Origin of the sequence: Telmatocola sphagniphila, assembly GCF_018398935.1 — a bacterium.
Lineage (GTDB): Bacteria > Planctomycetota > Planctomycetia > Gemmatales > Gemmataceae > Telmatocola > Telmatocola sphagniphila.
In genome coordinates this window covers 1,507,148-1,523,432 of sequence record NZ_CP074694.1, presented here as the reverse complement: position 1 = coordinate 1,523,432, position 16,285 = coordinate 1,507,148, and the positions used below count along the sequence as shown (strand labels likewise).

9 protein-coding genes are annotated in these 16,285 nt (G+C 50.1%); 5 read left to right on the top strand and 4 right to left on the bottom strand.

Translation table 11 applies throughout. From position 1 onward, the window contains the following. Positions 1-49 precede the first annotated feature (49 nt). The gene (glgX, locus tag KIH39_RS06335; RefSeq protein WP_213498413.1) at positions 50-2,269 is read left to right on the top strand and encodes a glycogen debranching protein GlgX; all 2,220 of its coding nucleotides are present in this window, start codon (positions 50-52) and stop codon (positions 2,267-2,269) included. After that, on the top strand, positions 2,266-5,085 hold the full coding sequence (treY, locus tag KIH39_RS06330) for a malto-oligosyltrehalose synthase (protein WP_213498412.1): 2,820 nt from the start codon (positions 2,266-2,268) through the stop codon (positions 5,083-5,085). The genes glgX and treY overlap by 4 nt, the downstream gene beginning before the upstream one ends. 13 nt (positions 5,086-5,098) lie before the next feature. Here the strand turns inward: treY and KIH39_RS06325 are convergent, their stop codons facing one another. Further along, on the bottom strand, positions 5,099-6,424 hold the full coding sequence (locus KIH39_RS06325) for an outer membrane protein assembly factor BamB family protein (protein WP_213498411.1): 1,326 nt from the start codon (positions 6,422-6,424) through the stop codon (positions 5,099-5,101). A gap of 95 nt (positions 6,425-6,519) precedes the next feature. Beyond that, entirely contained in the window at positions 6,520-6,933 is a 414-nt protein-coding gene (locus KIH39_RS06320) for a hypothetical protein (protein ID WP_213498410.1), read from the bottom strand. Between the two features lie 179 nt (positions 6,934-7,112). On the opposite strand from KIH39_RS06320, the gene KIH39_RS06315 reads away from it, so the two are divergent. Beyond that, positions 7,113-7,601 (top strand): hypothetical protein, encoded by a 489-nt coding sequence (locus KIH39_RS06315; RefSeq protein ID WP_213498409.1) that lies wholly within the window; start codon positions 7,113-7,115, stop codon positions 7,599-7,601. Between the two features lie 10 nt (positions 7,602-7,611). Here the strand turns inward: KIH39_RS06315 and KIH39_RS06310 are convergent, their stop codons facing one another. Continuing rightward, positions 7,612-9,030: a phytoene desaturase family protein gene (locus tag KIH39_RS06310; RefSeq protein WP_213498408.1), complete on the bottom strand. Its 1,419-nt coding sequence runs from the start codon at positions 9,028-9,030 to the stop codon at positions 7,612-7,614. A 196-nt stretch (positions 9,031-9,226) separates the two neighbouring features. Between KIH39_RS06310 and KIH39_RS06305 the strand changes: the two genes are divergently transcribed. Further along, positions 9,227-11,491, top strand: a complete 2,265-nt coding sequence (locus tag KIH39_RS06305) for an alpha/beta hydrolase family protein (protein ID WP_213498407.1) — start codon at positions 9,227-9,229, stop codon at positions 11,489-11,491. An 11-nt stretch (positions 11,492-11,502) separates the two neighbouring features. On the opposite strand, the gene KIH39_RS06300 is transcribed toward KIH39_RS06305, so the two are convergent. Then, entirely contained in the window at positions 11,503-15,129 is a 3,627-nt protein-coding gene (locus tag KIH39_RS06300) for a PVC-type heme-binding CxxCH protein (RefSeq protein WP_213498406.1), read from the bottom strand. Positions 15,130-15,310: 181 nt separating this feature from the next. Here KIH39_RS06300 and KIH39_RS06295 point away from each other — a divergent pair, with 181 nt between their 5' ends. Further along, on the top strand, positions 15,311-16,219 hold the full coding sequence (locus KIH39_RS06295) for an alpha/beta hydrolase (RefSeq protein ID WP_246539561.1): 909 nt from the start codon (positions 15,311-15,313) through the stop codon (positions 16,217-16,219). The last annotated feature ends 66 nt before the right edge of the window (positions 16,220-16,285 follow it).

Here is a 16,285-nt window from a genome sequence, read left to right as displayed (position 1 = left end):
GAAATGATTGCATTCAAGTCACTCGTCTCAAGGGAAATTTGTCGAGAACATGGAAACAAAACAACGCTCGCGTATTTGGCCGGGTCGTCCTTATCCCCTGGGTGCCACTTGGGACGGAAAAGGGGCGAACTTCGCGTTATTTTCAGAATCTGCCACGGGAGTAGAACTGTGTCTATTCAGCAAATCCAATGCAGATAAAGAGATAGAACGCATCCGCTTTACTCAACGAACCGATCTGGTCTGGCACATGTATCTTCCCGATATTTTGCCCGGCCAACTTTATGGCTACCGAGTGGAAGGTCCCTACGAACCGGAAAAAGGGCTGCGACATAATCCGAACAAGGTCCTTCTGGATCCTTACGCCAAACAGGTGGGGCGCGACATCAAGTGGGACGACTCGCTGTTCGGTTACAAAATAGGAGAAGAAGATCTTACCTTTGACGATCGAGATTCCGCGAAATTCGCTCCGCTCGGAATGCTGGTGGATAACGCTTTTACCTGGGGAGATGATCGTCCGCCGCGCACTCCCTGGCACCGAACAATTATCTACGAAGCTCACGTTAAAAGCTTCACCCAACGCATGCCCGGGATTCCGGATAAATTGCGAGGAACCTATGCCGGTTTGGCTTCAGATGCCGCCATCAAATATCTCCTCGATCTGAATGTGACGGCAATCGAATTGTTGCCGGTGCATCATCGCGCTAATGATCGCCATCTGATGGAAAAGGGGCTTTCCAATCACTGGGGGTACAACACTCTTGCCTTTTTCGCACCGGATACTCGATTCGCCGTCGGTAATACAGACGCCGTGCAGCAATTCAAAATGATGGTTCGCAGGCTCCATGCGGCCGGGATCGAAGTGATTTTGGATGTAGTCTATAACCACACGGCCGAGGGGAACGAAAAGGGACCTACGCTTTCACTTCGTGGCATCGACAACGGCTCCTATTACCGACTCTCCCCCGAATCCCCTCGCTACTACATGGATTTTACCGGGTGCGGTAACACCCCCAACATGCGCAACCCCCGGCTATTGCAACTGATCATGGATAGCCTGCGATACTGGGTTCAGGAAATGCATGTCGACGGCTTCCGCTTCGATCTGGCATCGACTCTGGCTCGGGAGCTTTACGATGTCGATCGACTGGGTGCCTTCTTCGACATCATGCATCAGGATCCGTTGCTATCCCAGGTGAAATTGATCGCCGAGCCTTGGGATGTCGGCCCTGGGGGGTATCAAGTAGGGAATTTTCCGGTGCTTTGGACCGAGTGGAATGGAGAATATCGCGATATTACCCGTCAATTCTGGGCTGGGGCGGGCAGCGTGGCCGGGAAATTCGCCACCCGATTATGCGGTTCCAGCGATTTGTACGAACACAACGGCCGACGGCCTTATGCCTCCATTAACTTCGTCACCTGCCACGATGGTTTCACACTCTCGGATCTGGTGAGTTACAACGAAAAGCATAACGAAGCGAATGGGGAAGAAAATCGCGACGGAGCTAACAACAATCACAGTTGGAACTGCGGAGCCGAAGGGCCTACCCGTGATGGCAACATTCGTCGCCTGCGTGCTCGACAACAGAGAAACTTTCTGGCGACGCTGTTGCTTTCGCAGGGCGTACCCATGCTACTTTCCGGCGATGAAATCGGGCATTCCCAGAAAGGTAACAACAATGCCTACTGCCAGGATAACGACCTTACATGGCTAAACTGGAGGCCCTCGGAAGAATCGAAAGCGCTCCTCGCGTTCGTTCAGAAACTGACTCGAATCCGTACAGAACAACCGGTTTTGAAAAGACGTAATTTTTTTCAAGGCCGGGCTATCCGAGGTTCGGAAATTCAGGATGTCTCCTGGTTTGACCCCAGTGGAAAAGACATGACCTCTGAACAGTGGAATGGAACCGTTACTTGCATCGGAATGCGTCTGGCGGGTGACCTGATGGATGAAGTGGACGATCAGGGTGAGCCGATTCAGGGCGAAACGCTTCTGATTCTGATGAACTGCGGACCGGAATCCGTGGATTTCACACTGCCGGTCACAAACCCCGAACATCGTTGGGAATTACTGGTCTACACGGCCGATGATTATGCTCACGAACCACTTATGGAAGGTGGGCAGAGTTACAAACTGCTCGATCATTCACTTGCTCTTTTCCGAACCCGACCGGCAATTTTACCGGAACCGCTGGTTACGCCGCTGCAAGCCGAAGCGCTTCGAAAGGACATGGCCTCACCCAATCGTCGAAAGAGCCAGGTCAGCCTATGAACGAACAAAATTCCTGGCCCAGAGCCACGTACCGGCTGCAAATGCATAAGGATTTCACTCTTAAGAATGCGTTGGAAATCGTCCCGTATTTGGATGATCTTGGCATTTCGCACCTTTATATGTCCTCCCTGCTGACCGCGAAACCGGGAAGCCTTCACGGCTACGACGTTTGCGATCATAAGCGGCTGAATCCTGAGCTAGGTACGGAAGAGGATTTGCAGAAACTCAGCGATGAATTGAAATCTCGCGGAATGGGATTGATTCTCGATGTCGTCCCGAATCATATGTCAGTAGGGTGCTTTAATAGTTGGTGGCACGATGTTCTGGAAAATGGCCCCTCTTCCCAATTTTCTAATTATTTTGATATCGTCTGGGATGATCATTATCGGGAATCCCTGCGCGGTAAAGTCTTACTCCCCATCCTGGGAACAACCTATGGTGAGGCCGTTGATTCCGGTGCATTTCAAGCGGTCGTGGAAGAAGGAAATCTTTACCTTAAATTTGGAAAAATCCGACTTCCCATCGATCCGAGAACTTACGGCGCGATTCTGGAACCAACTCTCGAAAGCCTGCGCGACTCCATGGAGGAGCCTGAGACCGTACTTCCCGAACTTCAGAGCATAATCTCCGCTACGAAACATCTCTCCGGCCGGATGGAAAAAGATTCTCAGAAAGTCCTCGAAACCCGCAACGAAATCGTTGTCATCAAACGCCGACTTTTGGAATTAGGGCTGCGTTCTCCCGCGTTTCAATCAGAGATTGAAACGCAATTTTCACTGCTCGCAAAAGATCCTAATCAGCTCGATAAGCTTATAGAGCTACAAGCCTATCGGCCTTGCTTCTGGAGGGTAGCTTCGGACGAAATCAATTATCGAAGGTTTTTCGACATCAACGATCTTGCCGCACTTGCGACGGAACGTCTGGAAGTCTTCCAAAACATCCATGAAAAGATTTTCAAATGGCTCCATGCCGATATCGCTCAGGGGATTCGCATTGATCACCCGGACGGGCTCTTCGACCCCAAGAGATATCTGGCCCGGTTGCAGGACGAATGGAGACAGGGCGGAGATAGACCGACGCTTTACGTGGTTGTTGAGAAAATTTTAGGCACTTTCGAAACTCTTCCCAAAGATTGGCAAACCGATGGAACCACTGGTTATGAATTCCTCAATTACATAAACGGACTCTTCGTTGATTCCGCTGCTGAAGCTCGGATCGATCAAATTTTTCAGAGCTTTACGGGAATTGAGGACTCATTTGAAGAGATCGTCTACCGCAAAAAAATGATCATTCTTCAATCGTCTCTCACGAGCGAACTGCACGTGCTGGCCGGCTATCTCGATCGCCTGGCACAGAGCGAACGAAGCACCCGCGATCTGACACTTAATGGAATTCGGCACGCACTACGTGAGGTCCTCTGCAGCTTCCCGATCTACCGGACTTACATCGACGGAGATGTCCAGTCGACGGATCGAGTGGCTGTCCTGAAAGCAATTCGTGCAGCGCGACGTCGCAATCCTCTACTGGGTCGGGAGATATTCGATTTCATTAGGGACACTCTCTTACTCAAGCCACTTTCCTCCGGGACGGCTTCCCAGGAATATCGCTCGGCGCAAATTCGTTTCGCGGGAAAATTCCAGCAGTTATCTGCTCCCGTAATGGCCAAAGGATTTGAAGACACGGCCCTTTACATCTACACGCGTCTGATTTCCCTAAATGAGGTAGGGGGTGATCCGATGTTATTCGGTCGTAGCCCCGATCTGGTTCACAAGTTCCTCGGGGAGCGTTCGCCGGGAGGATTATCGCCACTGGCAACGCACGATACTAAACGTGGGGAGGATACGCGAGCCAGAATCAACGTCCTATCTGAAATTCCCGACGAATGGAACGAACGAAGCTTACGCTGGTCCCAGATGAACGATAGACATCGAGTGGCTTTGGAAGACCACAACCTCGCGCCAGATCGGAATGAAGAGAACTTACTCTACCAAACTTTGATAGGAAGTTGGCCTGTGAATGCGGCCGAGGAGCGGCAGTCATACTCCCAGCGAATCTGCGATTACATGATCAAGGCCATGCAGGAAGCCAAGGTTCACACAAGCTGGATTAATCCAGATCAGGAATATCTGGAGGCGGTCCAGAAGTTTATCGAGCGTATTCTCGATCCGGATCAATCCTCCGAATTTATGACCGATTTTCAGGATTTTATTAAGCAGATCCATCTTCACGGACAATGGAACTCGCTGGCTCAAACGTTGCTCCGTTGTACAGCCCCCGGAATTCCGGATACCTACCAGGGCACCGAACTCTGGGATTACAGCCTGGTCGATCCGGATAATCGACGACCTGTGGATTTTTCTATTCGGCAAGATTTTTTAAAGGAATTTCAGTCGGATCAGAGCACAGATACGATACAGGACCTCTTGAAAAATTCGGATAGCGGCAAAATCAAAATACTTCTTATCGCTCGCTGTCTGAAATTACGCAAGGAGTGGCCCGAGCTGTTCTCGCGGGGGGATTATCAGGCTCTCAAGGTTAAGGGCGCCAAGGCGGAGAATATCTTCGCCTATCTTCGGACTTGGGAAAATCTCGCTTCTCTAATTGTTGTACCGCGCTTGACCTGGAAATTGAATTCTGCTCGAAAGTGCGAACCTTTTCGAGCAGAATGGGAAGAGACGACCATTGAGTTGCCGGAGCATTTACTCAAACGAAACTGGCGAAACTATCTGACCAACGAATCTTTGAAACCCGTGGAAACATTCTCCGTTCAGAATCTGCTCGAGAGCTTTCCTTGCTGCCTAGCGATAGCTCAATAAAGAAAATCGAGAATCACTTCCCCCTTATGCAATAAAGCCCATCCAAGCCGCGCAGGAGGAGATCGGACCCGGCCACCGCCGGGGAAGACCAGAAGGTATCGGAAATCGTATTGACACCGAGGACTTCGAATTCTGGGCCGGCTTTTACAACGAACATTTGACCCGATTCATCGAGAATATAGAGTTTGCCATTTGCCAGAAACGGGCAGGAAGCCAGAGTTTTTACTTTGGGCAACCGTTCCTTGTACATGAGCTTGCCCGTTTTTGCCTCGAAGCAGTTTAACCCAGCCGTATTAAGCACATAAAGATAATCGCCGTGTGCGATTGGAGAGGGCATTCCCGGACCGGCCCCCGTTTTGTACCAAAGGACATGGGCATTAGAGGTCTCTCCCTCTTTCAAAGAGATATCGCCTTCAGCTCCGGCCTTGATCGCGTAAAGTGGAGAATTCGTACCCGGACCGCCGTTTCCGACGAACAATAAATCTTCTGTGGCGGCGGGCGAAGACGAGAAGGAAGCCTGAATATTACCGAGCTTCCAGCGTTCTTTGCCCGTTTTGGGGTCGTAACCGATCACCAGGCCCCGGCCACTGGAAACCAGATCCGTGCGATTTTTTGTCTTCCAGATAAGTGGTGAGCTCCAGGCCGATCCGACAGGGCGATGGCTGGTCCAGAGTTCCTGACCAGTCGCTGCATCCCATGCGGAAAGTGTGGCGTCTTCTTCAGTGTAATTTTGAACGAAAACCTTACCTTCAAAAAGCACCAAAGAGCTGCCCGTGCCGAAATCGGCAGTCATCGATCCGACGGGAAGCTCTTTTTTCCAGAGTTCTTTACCCGATTTGTCCCACGCCATCAACAATCCGATGTTTCCGAAGTAGGCAACGATTCTTTGATTATCCGCGGCCGGGCTTTCCGTGGCAAAGCTATTGGAAGGGTGAATGGGAAGTTTCGGTTTACCTTCGTAAGCTGTTTTAGTCCATTCAACCTTACCATTGGCCCGATTGAGTTTCACTAATTGCCAGCGGAAAGTTTTGTCCAGAGGCTTCTGTTTGGGGCCTTTGCCCATGGATTGCGGCTCCATAACTCCCGCCATAAATCCTTTGGGTTTCTGCAGATCGGTTCCTACCGCGGTTGTCAGATAGATGGCGTCGCCGAGAATAATCGGCTGAGACCAGCCGTAGCCCGGAATTTCAGCCTTCCAGGCCAGATTGGTTTTGGCATCCCACTTTTCGGGTAGGGAAATCCCCTCGGCCACACCATCCCCGGTCGGACCCCGAAATTGTGGCCAATCTGCAGCTGCCGCGGCAATCACCAATGCCAGAACTACCAGTCGAGATCCCATATTGTTTCCCAAAGCGTAAGTAGTAACGGGGAAAGACACTTCTCGTATCTTAGGCAGTAGGAAAGTTCCGGGGCAAAACGAAGCGAATAGGAGGTTTACTTTGCAGTCTCCCGGCCGTTTAACCTCTCAAGTACAATTTTAGTGCTTTCAGCTACTCGCCCCCCTTCGGTTCGTTTGACTTCTTCCAAAGCTGAGAGGGCTTTGAGTTTGACTTTGGGCTCTCTTTCGACCTGCAATTCAACGATGGAAAGAGCCATTATTTTGGAGTAATCGTCTCCCGTTTTGAGAATCGCCAGAACTTCGTCAAATTCCGATTCACCTAACGCTCGGCTACGAGCCACTTCCAGCAATTTGCGAGCGTCCTGCACGTCCGGACGATAGATAAAGTAAGGATTGTACTTCTTCACGAGCGGAGCCACTAAATAACTCACCAAGCACAGTCCAGCGACACTCAGCAAAACGAAGATCCATCGGCCTATTTTAATCTTTTCGAGAGAAGGTTGGTTCATTTCAAAGCTTCCGTTTTTTTCAATAAGAGACATTAACTCTATTTCCACGGCTAGGAGTATCACTCCTCAAACGCCGATCGCTTACAAATTCTACAGTGCCGGTATGCTATTTGCGTGTTTTACTTTGCCGTTTCCTAATATTCGAAACACGAGTCCATTTGGCCTTAGAGGGTTTTCCCATGCTTGGCTTCATCATCGCGTTGCATCTACTGACTATGACTCAGACACCTGCGCCGGTAGTACCCGATGCAATGCAGAACATGGTCGCCACTTTGGATGGGATCTGGACGATCGAAAGTTTTGAAAGGCAAGGCAGTCCGAATGTCCAGAGCGTGGGAAGAAAGGTTTCGATCATAAGCAATGTAATTACGCCGATGGATGTCAAAACCAGTTTTATGACTTTGCGAATTAAGTTTGGCGCGGACCAAACGGTCGAAATTTGGGAATTGCCGGACGCCTCAAAATCGGATGTGAAAGATGCCAAATTTGACGAGCACTCCAAAAGAGGATCTTATGTCGCCACCAAGGATTTCCTGGCAATTTCCATTATTCCAGCTAGGCCCAAAGAAACCGGCAAAAGCGAAGATTCCAAACCATCTATTCCGGATAGACCGGTGCTCAAAACCGATTATGCTTTCGTTCTCAAACGGGTCCCGGCTAAGCAGTGAAGGTCCTAAATTACAACGACTTCAGGGCCGAGTGAGCGGCATAATAGCCGCATAGGCCATGTACACCTGCTCCCGGGGGACTCGAGGCGGAACAGATAAATACCCCAGGGAGGGGAGTCGAATACGGATTCCAACGAAGTGCCGGGCGAGCAAAAAGCTGATACAGATCGGCCACTCCGCCGACGATATCACCCCCGACGAGATTAGGATTGTAGCTATCCCAGCTAGAAGAGATTCGAGTGTATCGAGCCAGAATTGTCTCCCGAAAGCCCGGTGCAAATCGCTCGACTTGAGATTCAATCCGTTCCGTCATATCCACTGAAGAGCCATTCGGGACATGACAGTAACCCCAGGCTGTATGCTGACCGGACGGCGCTCGATTCGGGTCGTTAATCGTGGGTTGACCAAGCATCACGAAAGGTCTTTCCGAGTGCACGCCTTTCCAAGCCTCCGATTCTGAAAGGCACACCTCTTCTAGCGTTCCACCCACATGAATAGTTCCGGCCACCCGGCATTCCGCGGCCTTCCAAGGAATTGGGGCGGAAAGGGCCCAATCCACTTTGCAAACCCCTGGACCGTAGCGATATTTTTTGAGTGTCCGGGCATATCGAGGAGGGCAGTGCTCTCCTAGAATTTTTTCTAACTGATGCGGCCCGACATCGAATAAGGCCAGGCGATAACCTCGCACTTCAGAGTAAGATTTTACGTATCGATCCGTTTCAATTTTGCCTCCCAGAAACCGGAAGTAGGACGCTAAGGCCTCGGTTAAATTTCGGGATCCCCCTTTTACTATCGGCCAACCCACCGCATGCCCGGCGATTCCGAGCATCAGGGCTATTGCCGAACCAGGCCTCATTTCTAACGGGAGGACAGCATGGGCCGCCAACCCGGACCATAACGCTTGGGCTGGCGTCTCCTTGAAGTAAAACCGAGCCAAGCCAGCTCCCGATCTCAATGCGGGAAGCCCGAACTTCATTGCAGTCAAAGAATGACGAGGGATACGAAAGGGGCCGACGAGTTCTTTGAACAGGATCTCCGATTTTCTTACCAGAGGTTGCATGAGCTTGAGGTAGCTCCGGGAATCTTCACCCAATCTCTCCGCTGTCCCTTCAATGGATCTTTCCTGGATTACCGCAGTGCCGTTATCGAGTGGATGAGCAAAGGGATAGTGTGGCTGAATCCATTCGAGTCCATGCTCCTGAAGAGGAAGTTGTTTCCAGTACGGTGAGGCGATGCCCATCGGATAGACGGCCGAGCAGACGTCGTGAAGAAAACCGGGAAGCGTTAGATTTGCGGAACGAACCGAACCTCCCAAATTCGGGGCCCCTTCGACCAGCAAAACAGATAAGCCGGCCTTCGCAAGTACTATTGCCGCGGACAAACCGTTAGGTCCGGAGCCTACAACTATCGCGTCGGTTTGCTCACTCATCGTTTTTGATACCCGCAGGTCCCTATCGACTTGAACTGCACGCTTTTAAGCCAGTCCACTCAACTTCACCTATGGTATGGAATTCCGGCACTGCCATTTTTTTCAAATCCCCTCTGCAAAATGACTAAGCTTCATTAGTCTCGGAAGCTGATCAGAATAGAATCCCAGCATACCGACCTACAAGGAGCTCCTTTTCATGCTCTCCCTTCTTCTGAGTACTCTACTTTTATTTAAACCAGCGGAGGCCCTACCTAATACCCAGTTACTCACGGAATCGCGAGATTTGGCCCGTGTGATGGTCGATGGAATCCACTCTTATCTGGATAAATATTCGGGGAAGTTGATTCTGGAGCGACAGAGGGACTGGCATTTCGATAGTTCGAACCCGGAATCCTTGCGCCGTTCACTGGAACTCCAGCGTCAGGAATTGAAGAAAATCCTGGGAGTTGTCGACTCGCGTCGGCCGCCGCTTTTGGAATATATAGTCGGCCCAAATGCTCCGGAGCTGATAGCCGAGTCGGAAAGGGTGCGGATTTATCGCGTTCGCTGGGCCGTCCTATCGGGAATCGATGCCGAAGGATTGTTACTCCAGCCAAAAAAAACGATCATTGCTGATGCTATAGCGATAGGGCACACCGAAGATTCCCCCGAGCAGATCGCTGGTCTGAATGGGAGTTCAAAATCCGAGGTTCCTTTTGCTCTACGTCTCGCGGAGAATAACTTTCGCGTTCTGGTTCCCTATTTAATCGACACCCACGACGACTTTTCGGGGAATGCCCGGCTGAATCGCTGGACCAACCAATCTCATCGGGAATTCATTCACCGGATGAGCTACGAGATGGGAAGAACCACACTTGGATTTGAAATTCAAAAATGCCTCGCAGGAGCAGACTGGTTCGCGATCCAGCCCGAGAAAGTCCCAATTATTGTGGTAGGAACCGGGATCGGCGGACTGATTGCCCAATATTCGGCCTCGATTGATCCGAGGATTCAGATGGTTGGAATCCAAGGCGGTTTGTCAGAAAATGCTCCACTCGATCTCAACTTCTGGGATTCCGGAAGCTATCTCGGTTCTGTTTCGAAATTGCTCCCAAAACAGATTGTTTTTGGAAATGCGCCTGATCGGACTTTTCAATTTCCAGCGGCTCGTGCGGGACGAAATGGAGCTTCTCCTCCCAGTAAATACCGAACCCCGATAGAGAGTCTGCGGCTTATCGAAACCGTAAAAAATCAAACCAAAGATCCCATCTGGGGAGCTTACCTCGGTACTCTTCTGAAGACCCCTCGCAAAAGTTCGGAGGTTGCGGACTGGATTCCGCTGCTCCGGAAATTGAAAAGCGGTGTGAGCGATTCTCCCTGGATAGAGGCTTCAGAATCTCTTTCCGATCATCGCTCCCCAAAGCTCCGTGAACAGGAAACAGCGGATCGTGCCCGGCGACAATTCGACCAGATGGTTTCATTCGTTCAGCAACTTTGGAGAAACTCGGAACCCGTTCGGCAGGATTACTGGAAAGCGGCCGACGCAAGTTCTCCGGAGGCCTGGGAAAAAAGCTGTGAAAGCTATCGCAAATATTTTCATGAGGAGACAATCGGAAAATTACGGGAACCTAAAGTTCCATTGAACCCGCGCAGCCGGAAAAGTTACGACACTCCCGGCTATAGCGGCTACGAGATCGTACTCGACGTCTGCCCGGAGATCATCGCGAACGGTATCTTGCTATTACCCAAGAATCTCAAAAAAGATGAGCGACGACCCGTGGTGGTTTGTCAGCACGGGCTGAATGGTCGAGCGAGCTCCTGTATCGAAAAGGAAAAGCGGGTCATTTACAATCAGTTTGCCGCCAAATTGGTGGAACAAGGCTATATCGTCTATTGCCCGCAAAATCCTTATATCTTTGAGGACGATTTCCGTCAGCTCCTAAGAAAAGCCAATCCTCTGAAGCTCTCTCTGTTCAGCTTTATCATCGAACAGCACTCGCGAACGATCGACTGGTTGGAAACCCTCCCGAACGTTGATCCCAGGCGAATTGCTTTTTACGGACTCAGTTATGGCGGCAAAACCGCGATGAGGGTCCCGGCCGTTGAGAAGCGTTATTGCCTTTCGATTTGTTCCGGCGATTTCAATGAGTGGATCGGCAAGATCGTTTCGACCGACCTTCCCATGAGTTACATGTTCACAAACGAGTACGACATGCTCGAATTCAACATGGGCAACAAGTTCAATTACGCGGAGATGGCAAATCTGATTGCACCCCGGCCTTTTATGGTCGAACGCGGTCACGATGATGGCGTCGGCATCGACCCGATGATCGCGTACGAATATGCCAAGGTACGCTATCTCTATGCAAATAAACTCAAAATTTCCGATAATACGCAGATCGAATTCTTCCCCGGGGGCCACCAAATTCATGGCGTGCGGACTTTCGAATTTCTTCGCAAGCACCTCCATTATCCCCAGTGAAGGTCGCCGAATTACTTTTCCGTGACCCAAAGAATCGCATTGGTCAGCATACGGCGAAAATTCGGATTTTGAAAATCTGAAGGATGCCCCAGAGATGTGTAAAAGAGGCGTCTCTGATTCACTTCTCGAATCCAGGCAACTGGTTCTTTATGATCTGGAATCGATCCCGTGAGGAGTACCTGAATATCTTTCGCCGGAGTCGGATTTTTGTACAGACTCCCAGGCGAACTGAACGGCTGTACCTTCAGTAGAATGGGATGAGATTTACCCTTTTCCGTAATCTGTACTTCACACTTAGGCCCTGCACCATAGTGACCCTGATAATCTCCTCCCAAAATTTCCTTGTCCATCTGAAGGTAGTTCTGAAATCCGTGGCTGGCGGTACGAATGCCAATGAGCGGTTTATTCGATTTCAGGTAGTCCTTAACCAGTTGAAGTTGCTCTCCCTCCACAGTTAATCGGCGAGTGAAGAAGATAGCCAGATCGCAGTCCTTGAGGAATTTTAAATTCAGAATCTCACTATCGGTTTTTCGAATTGCTAAGGTGCATTCCCAGGGATACTCTTTCTCGACTATCTTTTTAAATTCGACGAGAGATTCATCCGACTTATACTCTAAAGATCCAGATATCAGGAGAATCTTGAGCTTTTTGGTATTCGCTTTGGCGGGAGGAGTGCTCTGCAGGTAGGCCAGCAAATCCGCGGCATCCTGTTCCGAAAATGTATCCAATAATTTTTCCGGCATCAAAGACACGGAAGAGGGAGAAAGCTCTTCTATATCCGATCGGGATATAACTGTTTCTAGGACCTGATTATCTCGAATATTCTGCAGGGTAATCCTTTCCGGGGAAGGATCTTTAATCAGACCTGTCAGTACCTGACCACTACTCAATTTAGCGGTATGCGAGATGTACTCCGGTCGAATGTATGCAGAAGGATCGATGATTTGCGTGAGCATATAATCGAGATTTTTTCGATCCGCGCTTGTCAGATCGGGTCCGACTTTACCACCTTCCCCAAAGATTTGGTGGCAGGTCGAACAGGTTTTGGTGAACAGTTCTTTGCCATGCATTGGATTTCCGGCGGTCTTGCGAATCGCAGCACTTAAAGATCGAATCCGTGCGATCTTTTCGCCAGCCGATTGCGGGACGATCCTACCCCAATGCTTCAGAATTATCTCGTCCACTTTCTTGCTATGAAACAAAGCGCAGTTCTTAACGAGTTCCATCGGGAACTCCGTCGCTTTCAACTCCCCAGAATCCACTTTCACTAGAAGTTGGAGCGCTGTATCCTCCCGTGCCAGAAGCATCCCTTTCAAGACCGAACGTATGCTTCCCTGAGATTTTGGGAACATTTCTACTAACATGGAATTGAACGAAGGATTTTGCTGCTTCTGCAAAGCCTGTAACGTAGCGACTCTATATCCTTCAGATTTGGCTTTTAAAAATTCGCTATAGATGACCTCTCCAATCCTTTTATCTCGAACGAGAGAAAGCAGTTTTATAAACTTCAAACGGTCTGATTCCTTTGTTTCAGGTGCACGAAGCTTTACCATTAAATCTGAAATCGCTTGTTCGTCTCGCAACTTAATTAATAATCGAGAGAGTAATTCATCGTAAAGATTATTTTTCGAAAGTACTTTGAGTGCTGAGGCCAGATTCAATTGAGAGTTATTCGCCTCATTGATAATTGCTTGATCGAACCCCGACAGGATTGCTCGAATAGCTGCCGCATCCGGCGCTTTCTTCAATAACCAGATGCCGATTTTGAGTTTCCGCTCGCTGGAAGCTGCTAAAAACAAAAACTTACGCGCCAGGCGGGGGAGTATCACATCCCGAAATATTTGACTTTCCCAAACCAGAAATTTGGACAGGCTCTCCAAATCCGACGAAGTATCGACGGCAATATCGTTGGTCAGCCGATCGTATCGCCACCAGTAAAGCAGGGGCAAGAACGGATCTTTCTGGTCCCGCTCACTTTTAAGCATTCTAACGATATCAAAGTCGAGACCGTTTGGTGTTTGCAGCATCTGTACCCGGACAATCGGATTCGATTCCGTACTCGAAAGCTTCTCGGCGATTTGTCTAAGATCGGTCGTTCGTTCCAAATTAGTTTGCTCGCCAGCGAGCCGGATAGTCCAGGCCCGAATATGCGGATCGGCCGATCCCAGCAGTTGAGCAACCCAACTCGGATCCTCGAACCCACCTAATTGAAAAGCCATCCAGAGTGATTCCAGACTTTTCCAATCTTCCGATCCAAGAGCCAGAGTTTTGAGCCTAGGAAGAACCGATCGATCCTGCCGCTCAGCGAGAATCCGCTTCGCTTCAATTCGGTACCACTTATTAGGATTTTCCAGAAGTTCGACGAGTTCTTGAGACTTTAATTTGCTGAGATCGAAGGGCTTCGGCTCAGAACCTGGATAAAAGACCCGATAGATTCGGCCGTTGGTTTTGTCCCAATTGTCGATGGGATCGAGATGGGAGGCGCGTTTGTCGTACCAGTCGGCCACGTAAAGACAGCCATCCGGTCCCAGACGGCAATCGACGGGTCGGAACCACGAATCATTCGCTTTCAGGAGCGTTCCGCCATGACGGGCTTTAAATGAAGAGCCGTCCGATGACATTACGTGCCAATTAACCACATTGGACAGCAGATTACCCGCCATGTAAGTATCGCGGAATTCCTGCGGGTAACGCTCCGCCTGATAGATTCGACCGCCGTTGGTGACATGTCCTCCCTGAAAGTCCTGATACGGGACGTGATCGAAATAACCGTAGGCAAAAGGGTTGTGCAATTCGCCATGTTTGGAAAAGCTCTTTACGTAATAGGCGCCGGGAATCATATGCATCATGGCTTTGCCGCCATAATTTGTACCAGCAATACACTCCCCATACTTGTCGAAATCGAGTCCCCAGATGTTGCCGCCGCCTTCCGTAAACAGTTCAAAGATTTTTTTCCGCGGATGATAACGCCAAATACCTTGTTGAAATTCGATAGCCGGGGAGTCGGTTCGAGCGGGATTGATAACTCGACTCGTACTGGTGCTCCCGGCCGCACCGTAGAGCCAACCATCGGGTCCCCATTGCAGGTTATTAGCCAACGAGTGAGTGTCTTCCATACCGAAGCCTTTGAGTAAGACTTCGGGCGGGCCATCCGGCACATCGTCCCGATTTTTATCGGGATAGAAAAGGAGATACGGGGATTGCAATACATAGACACCTCCGGTTCCCAGACAGAACCCGCTGCAGATATTCAGATCACTCAGAAAATCCTTCGATTTGGTGAATTCGCCTTGAGAATTTGGCTCCGAAAGAATGGTTATCCGGTCGATACCCTTTGGACCAAATGGCGGCGGCTCAGGGACTTTATCCCATACCGTCCGTAGATACTCGTCCCGCTGCACGGCCTTCAAGCCGGCTGGGGTGGGATACTGCAGATACTGCAGCACCCAGAGTCGTCCCCGCTCGTCAAAACTGATGGACAGAGGCTGACGAATCAGGGGTTCCGAGGCAACGAGTTGAATCTGGAATCCTTTGGGTGATTCCATTTTCCGAAGAGCTTCTTCCGGTTGGTAGCCCTGAGACCAGACCGGAAGGGAAAGGAACGTCAGACAACAGAGCGCCAGGAAATATTTCGCCATGAAAATGTTCTCGAATAGCGGGAGATCGCCATGCAAAAGGTCTCCAATTCGCGGATAGATAGCTTAACTCAAGAGCGAGCAATTCACCAAGCTTCTTTTTCCCGCAGTTCTGACTAGACGACCGGGATTCATAAAATAACTGTAATTGCCTCCTTCCAATCTCCATTTGGAGCAACAGATCGTGTCAGCGACAAATCTCTGTTTTCGAAGTTTACTTACCCTAAGCCTGCTTTTCTCCGGTTCGATTGTTCGAGCCGATCAAGAAACGGCGACTCCAAAACCAATGGCCAAGATTGAGTTTCTCCAGAATATTGAATACTCCAACCCCGACGATCAGCACCTGCAGTTGAATTTGGCTCGCCCGACAGAAGGAGCTGGCCCATTTCCGACCATCATCTGCATTCATGGGGGTGGATTTCGGGCCGGTAATCGATCGGGTTATGACAAGCTCTGTAGAACGCTGGCCGAGCATGGTTTTGTAGCCATGACTGTCAGCTATCGCCTTGCACCGAAGTACCCGTTTCCCGCGGCGGTTCACGATGTCAAAGCGGCCGTACGATGGGCACGGGCAAATGCCAAAAAATTCCATATCGACCCGGATAGGATCGGCGTTACAGGCGGTTCGGCCGGCGGACATCTCGCCCAATTTCTCGGAGTGACTGGGGATGTCAAAGAATTTGAAGGGCAGGGGGGAAATGCGGAGTTTTCGAGCAAGGTTAAATGCGTCGTGAACTATTTCGGCCCGAGCGATTTCACGAAATCCTATGGCAAAAGTGTCGATGCGGCCGAAGTCCTCCCGCTGTTCCTCGGCGGCAACCTGGAAACAGCTCGCGAACAGCATATTCGCTCCAGCCCCCTCTACTGGGTCACACCAAACGCCAGCCCGACATTGTGCATTCATGGGACGAAAGATAATTATGTTGCGTACGAGCAGGCGGTTTGGTTAATTGATCGATTGAAAGCAGCCAATGTCGATGCACAATTATTGACCATGGAAGGCGCGGGACATGGTTTCAAAGGCAAAGATGCCGAGGCCGCGGATGCAGCCATGATCGCTTTCTTCAGCAAGTATCTGAAAAACACCCGGTAGTGAATTTCATCGGATACTCTGCAGGATGTAGATATTATCGAAACTGCCCTCCGAATTATCCCGTTT

What these genes read in the sequence shown, in the direction of transcription:
- KIH39_RS06300 (WP_213498406.1), bottom strand. Translation starts at nt 15,129, where the DNA reads ATGGCGAAATATTTCCTGGCGCTCTGTTGTCTGACGTTCCTTTCCCTT.
- glgX (WP_213498413.1), top strand. Translation starts at nt 50, where the DNA reads ATGGAAACAAAACAACGCTCGCGTATTTGGCCGGGTCGTCCTTATCCC.
- KIH39_RS06325 (WP_213498411.1), bottom strand. Translation starts at nt 6,424, where the DNA reads ATGGGATCTCGACTGGTAGTTCTGGCATTGGTGATTGCCGCGGCAGCT.
- KIH39_RS06305 (WP_213498407.1), top strand. Translation starts at nt 9,227, where the DNA reads ATGCTCTCCCTTCTTCTGAGTACTCTACTTTTATTTAAACCAGCGGAG.
- treY (WP_213498412.1), top strand. Translation starts at nt 2,266, where the DNA reads ATGAACGAACAAAATTCCTGGCCCAGAGCCACGTACCGGCTGCAAATG.
- KIH39_RS06315 (WP_213498409.1), top strand. Translation starts at nt 7,113, where the DNA reads ATGCTTGGCTTCATCATCGCGTTGCATCTACTGACTATGACTCAGACA.
- KIH39_RS06320 (WP_213498410.1), bottom strand. Translation starts at nt 6,933, where the DNA reads ATGAACCAACCTTCTCTCGAAAAGATTAAAATAGGCCGATGGATCTTC.
- KIH39_RS06310 (WP_213498408.1), bottom strand. Translation starts at nt 9,030, where the DNA reads ATGAGTGAGCAAACCGACGCGATAGTTGTAGGCTCCGGACCTAACGGT.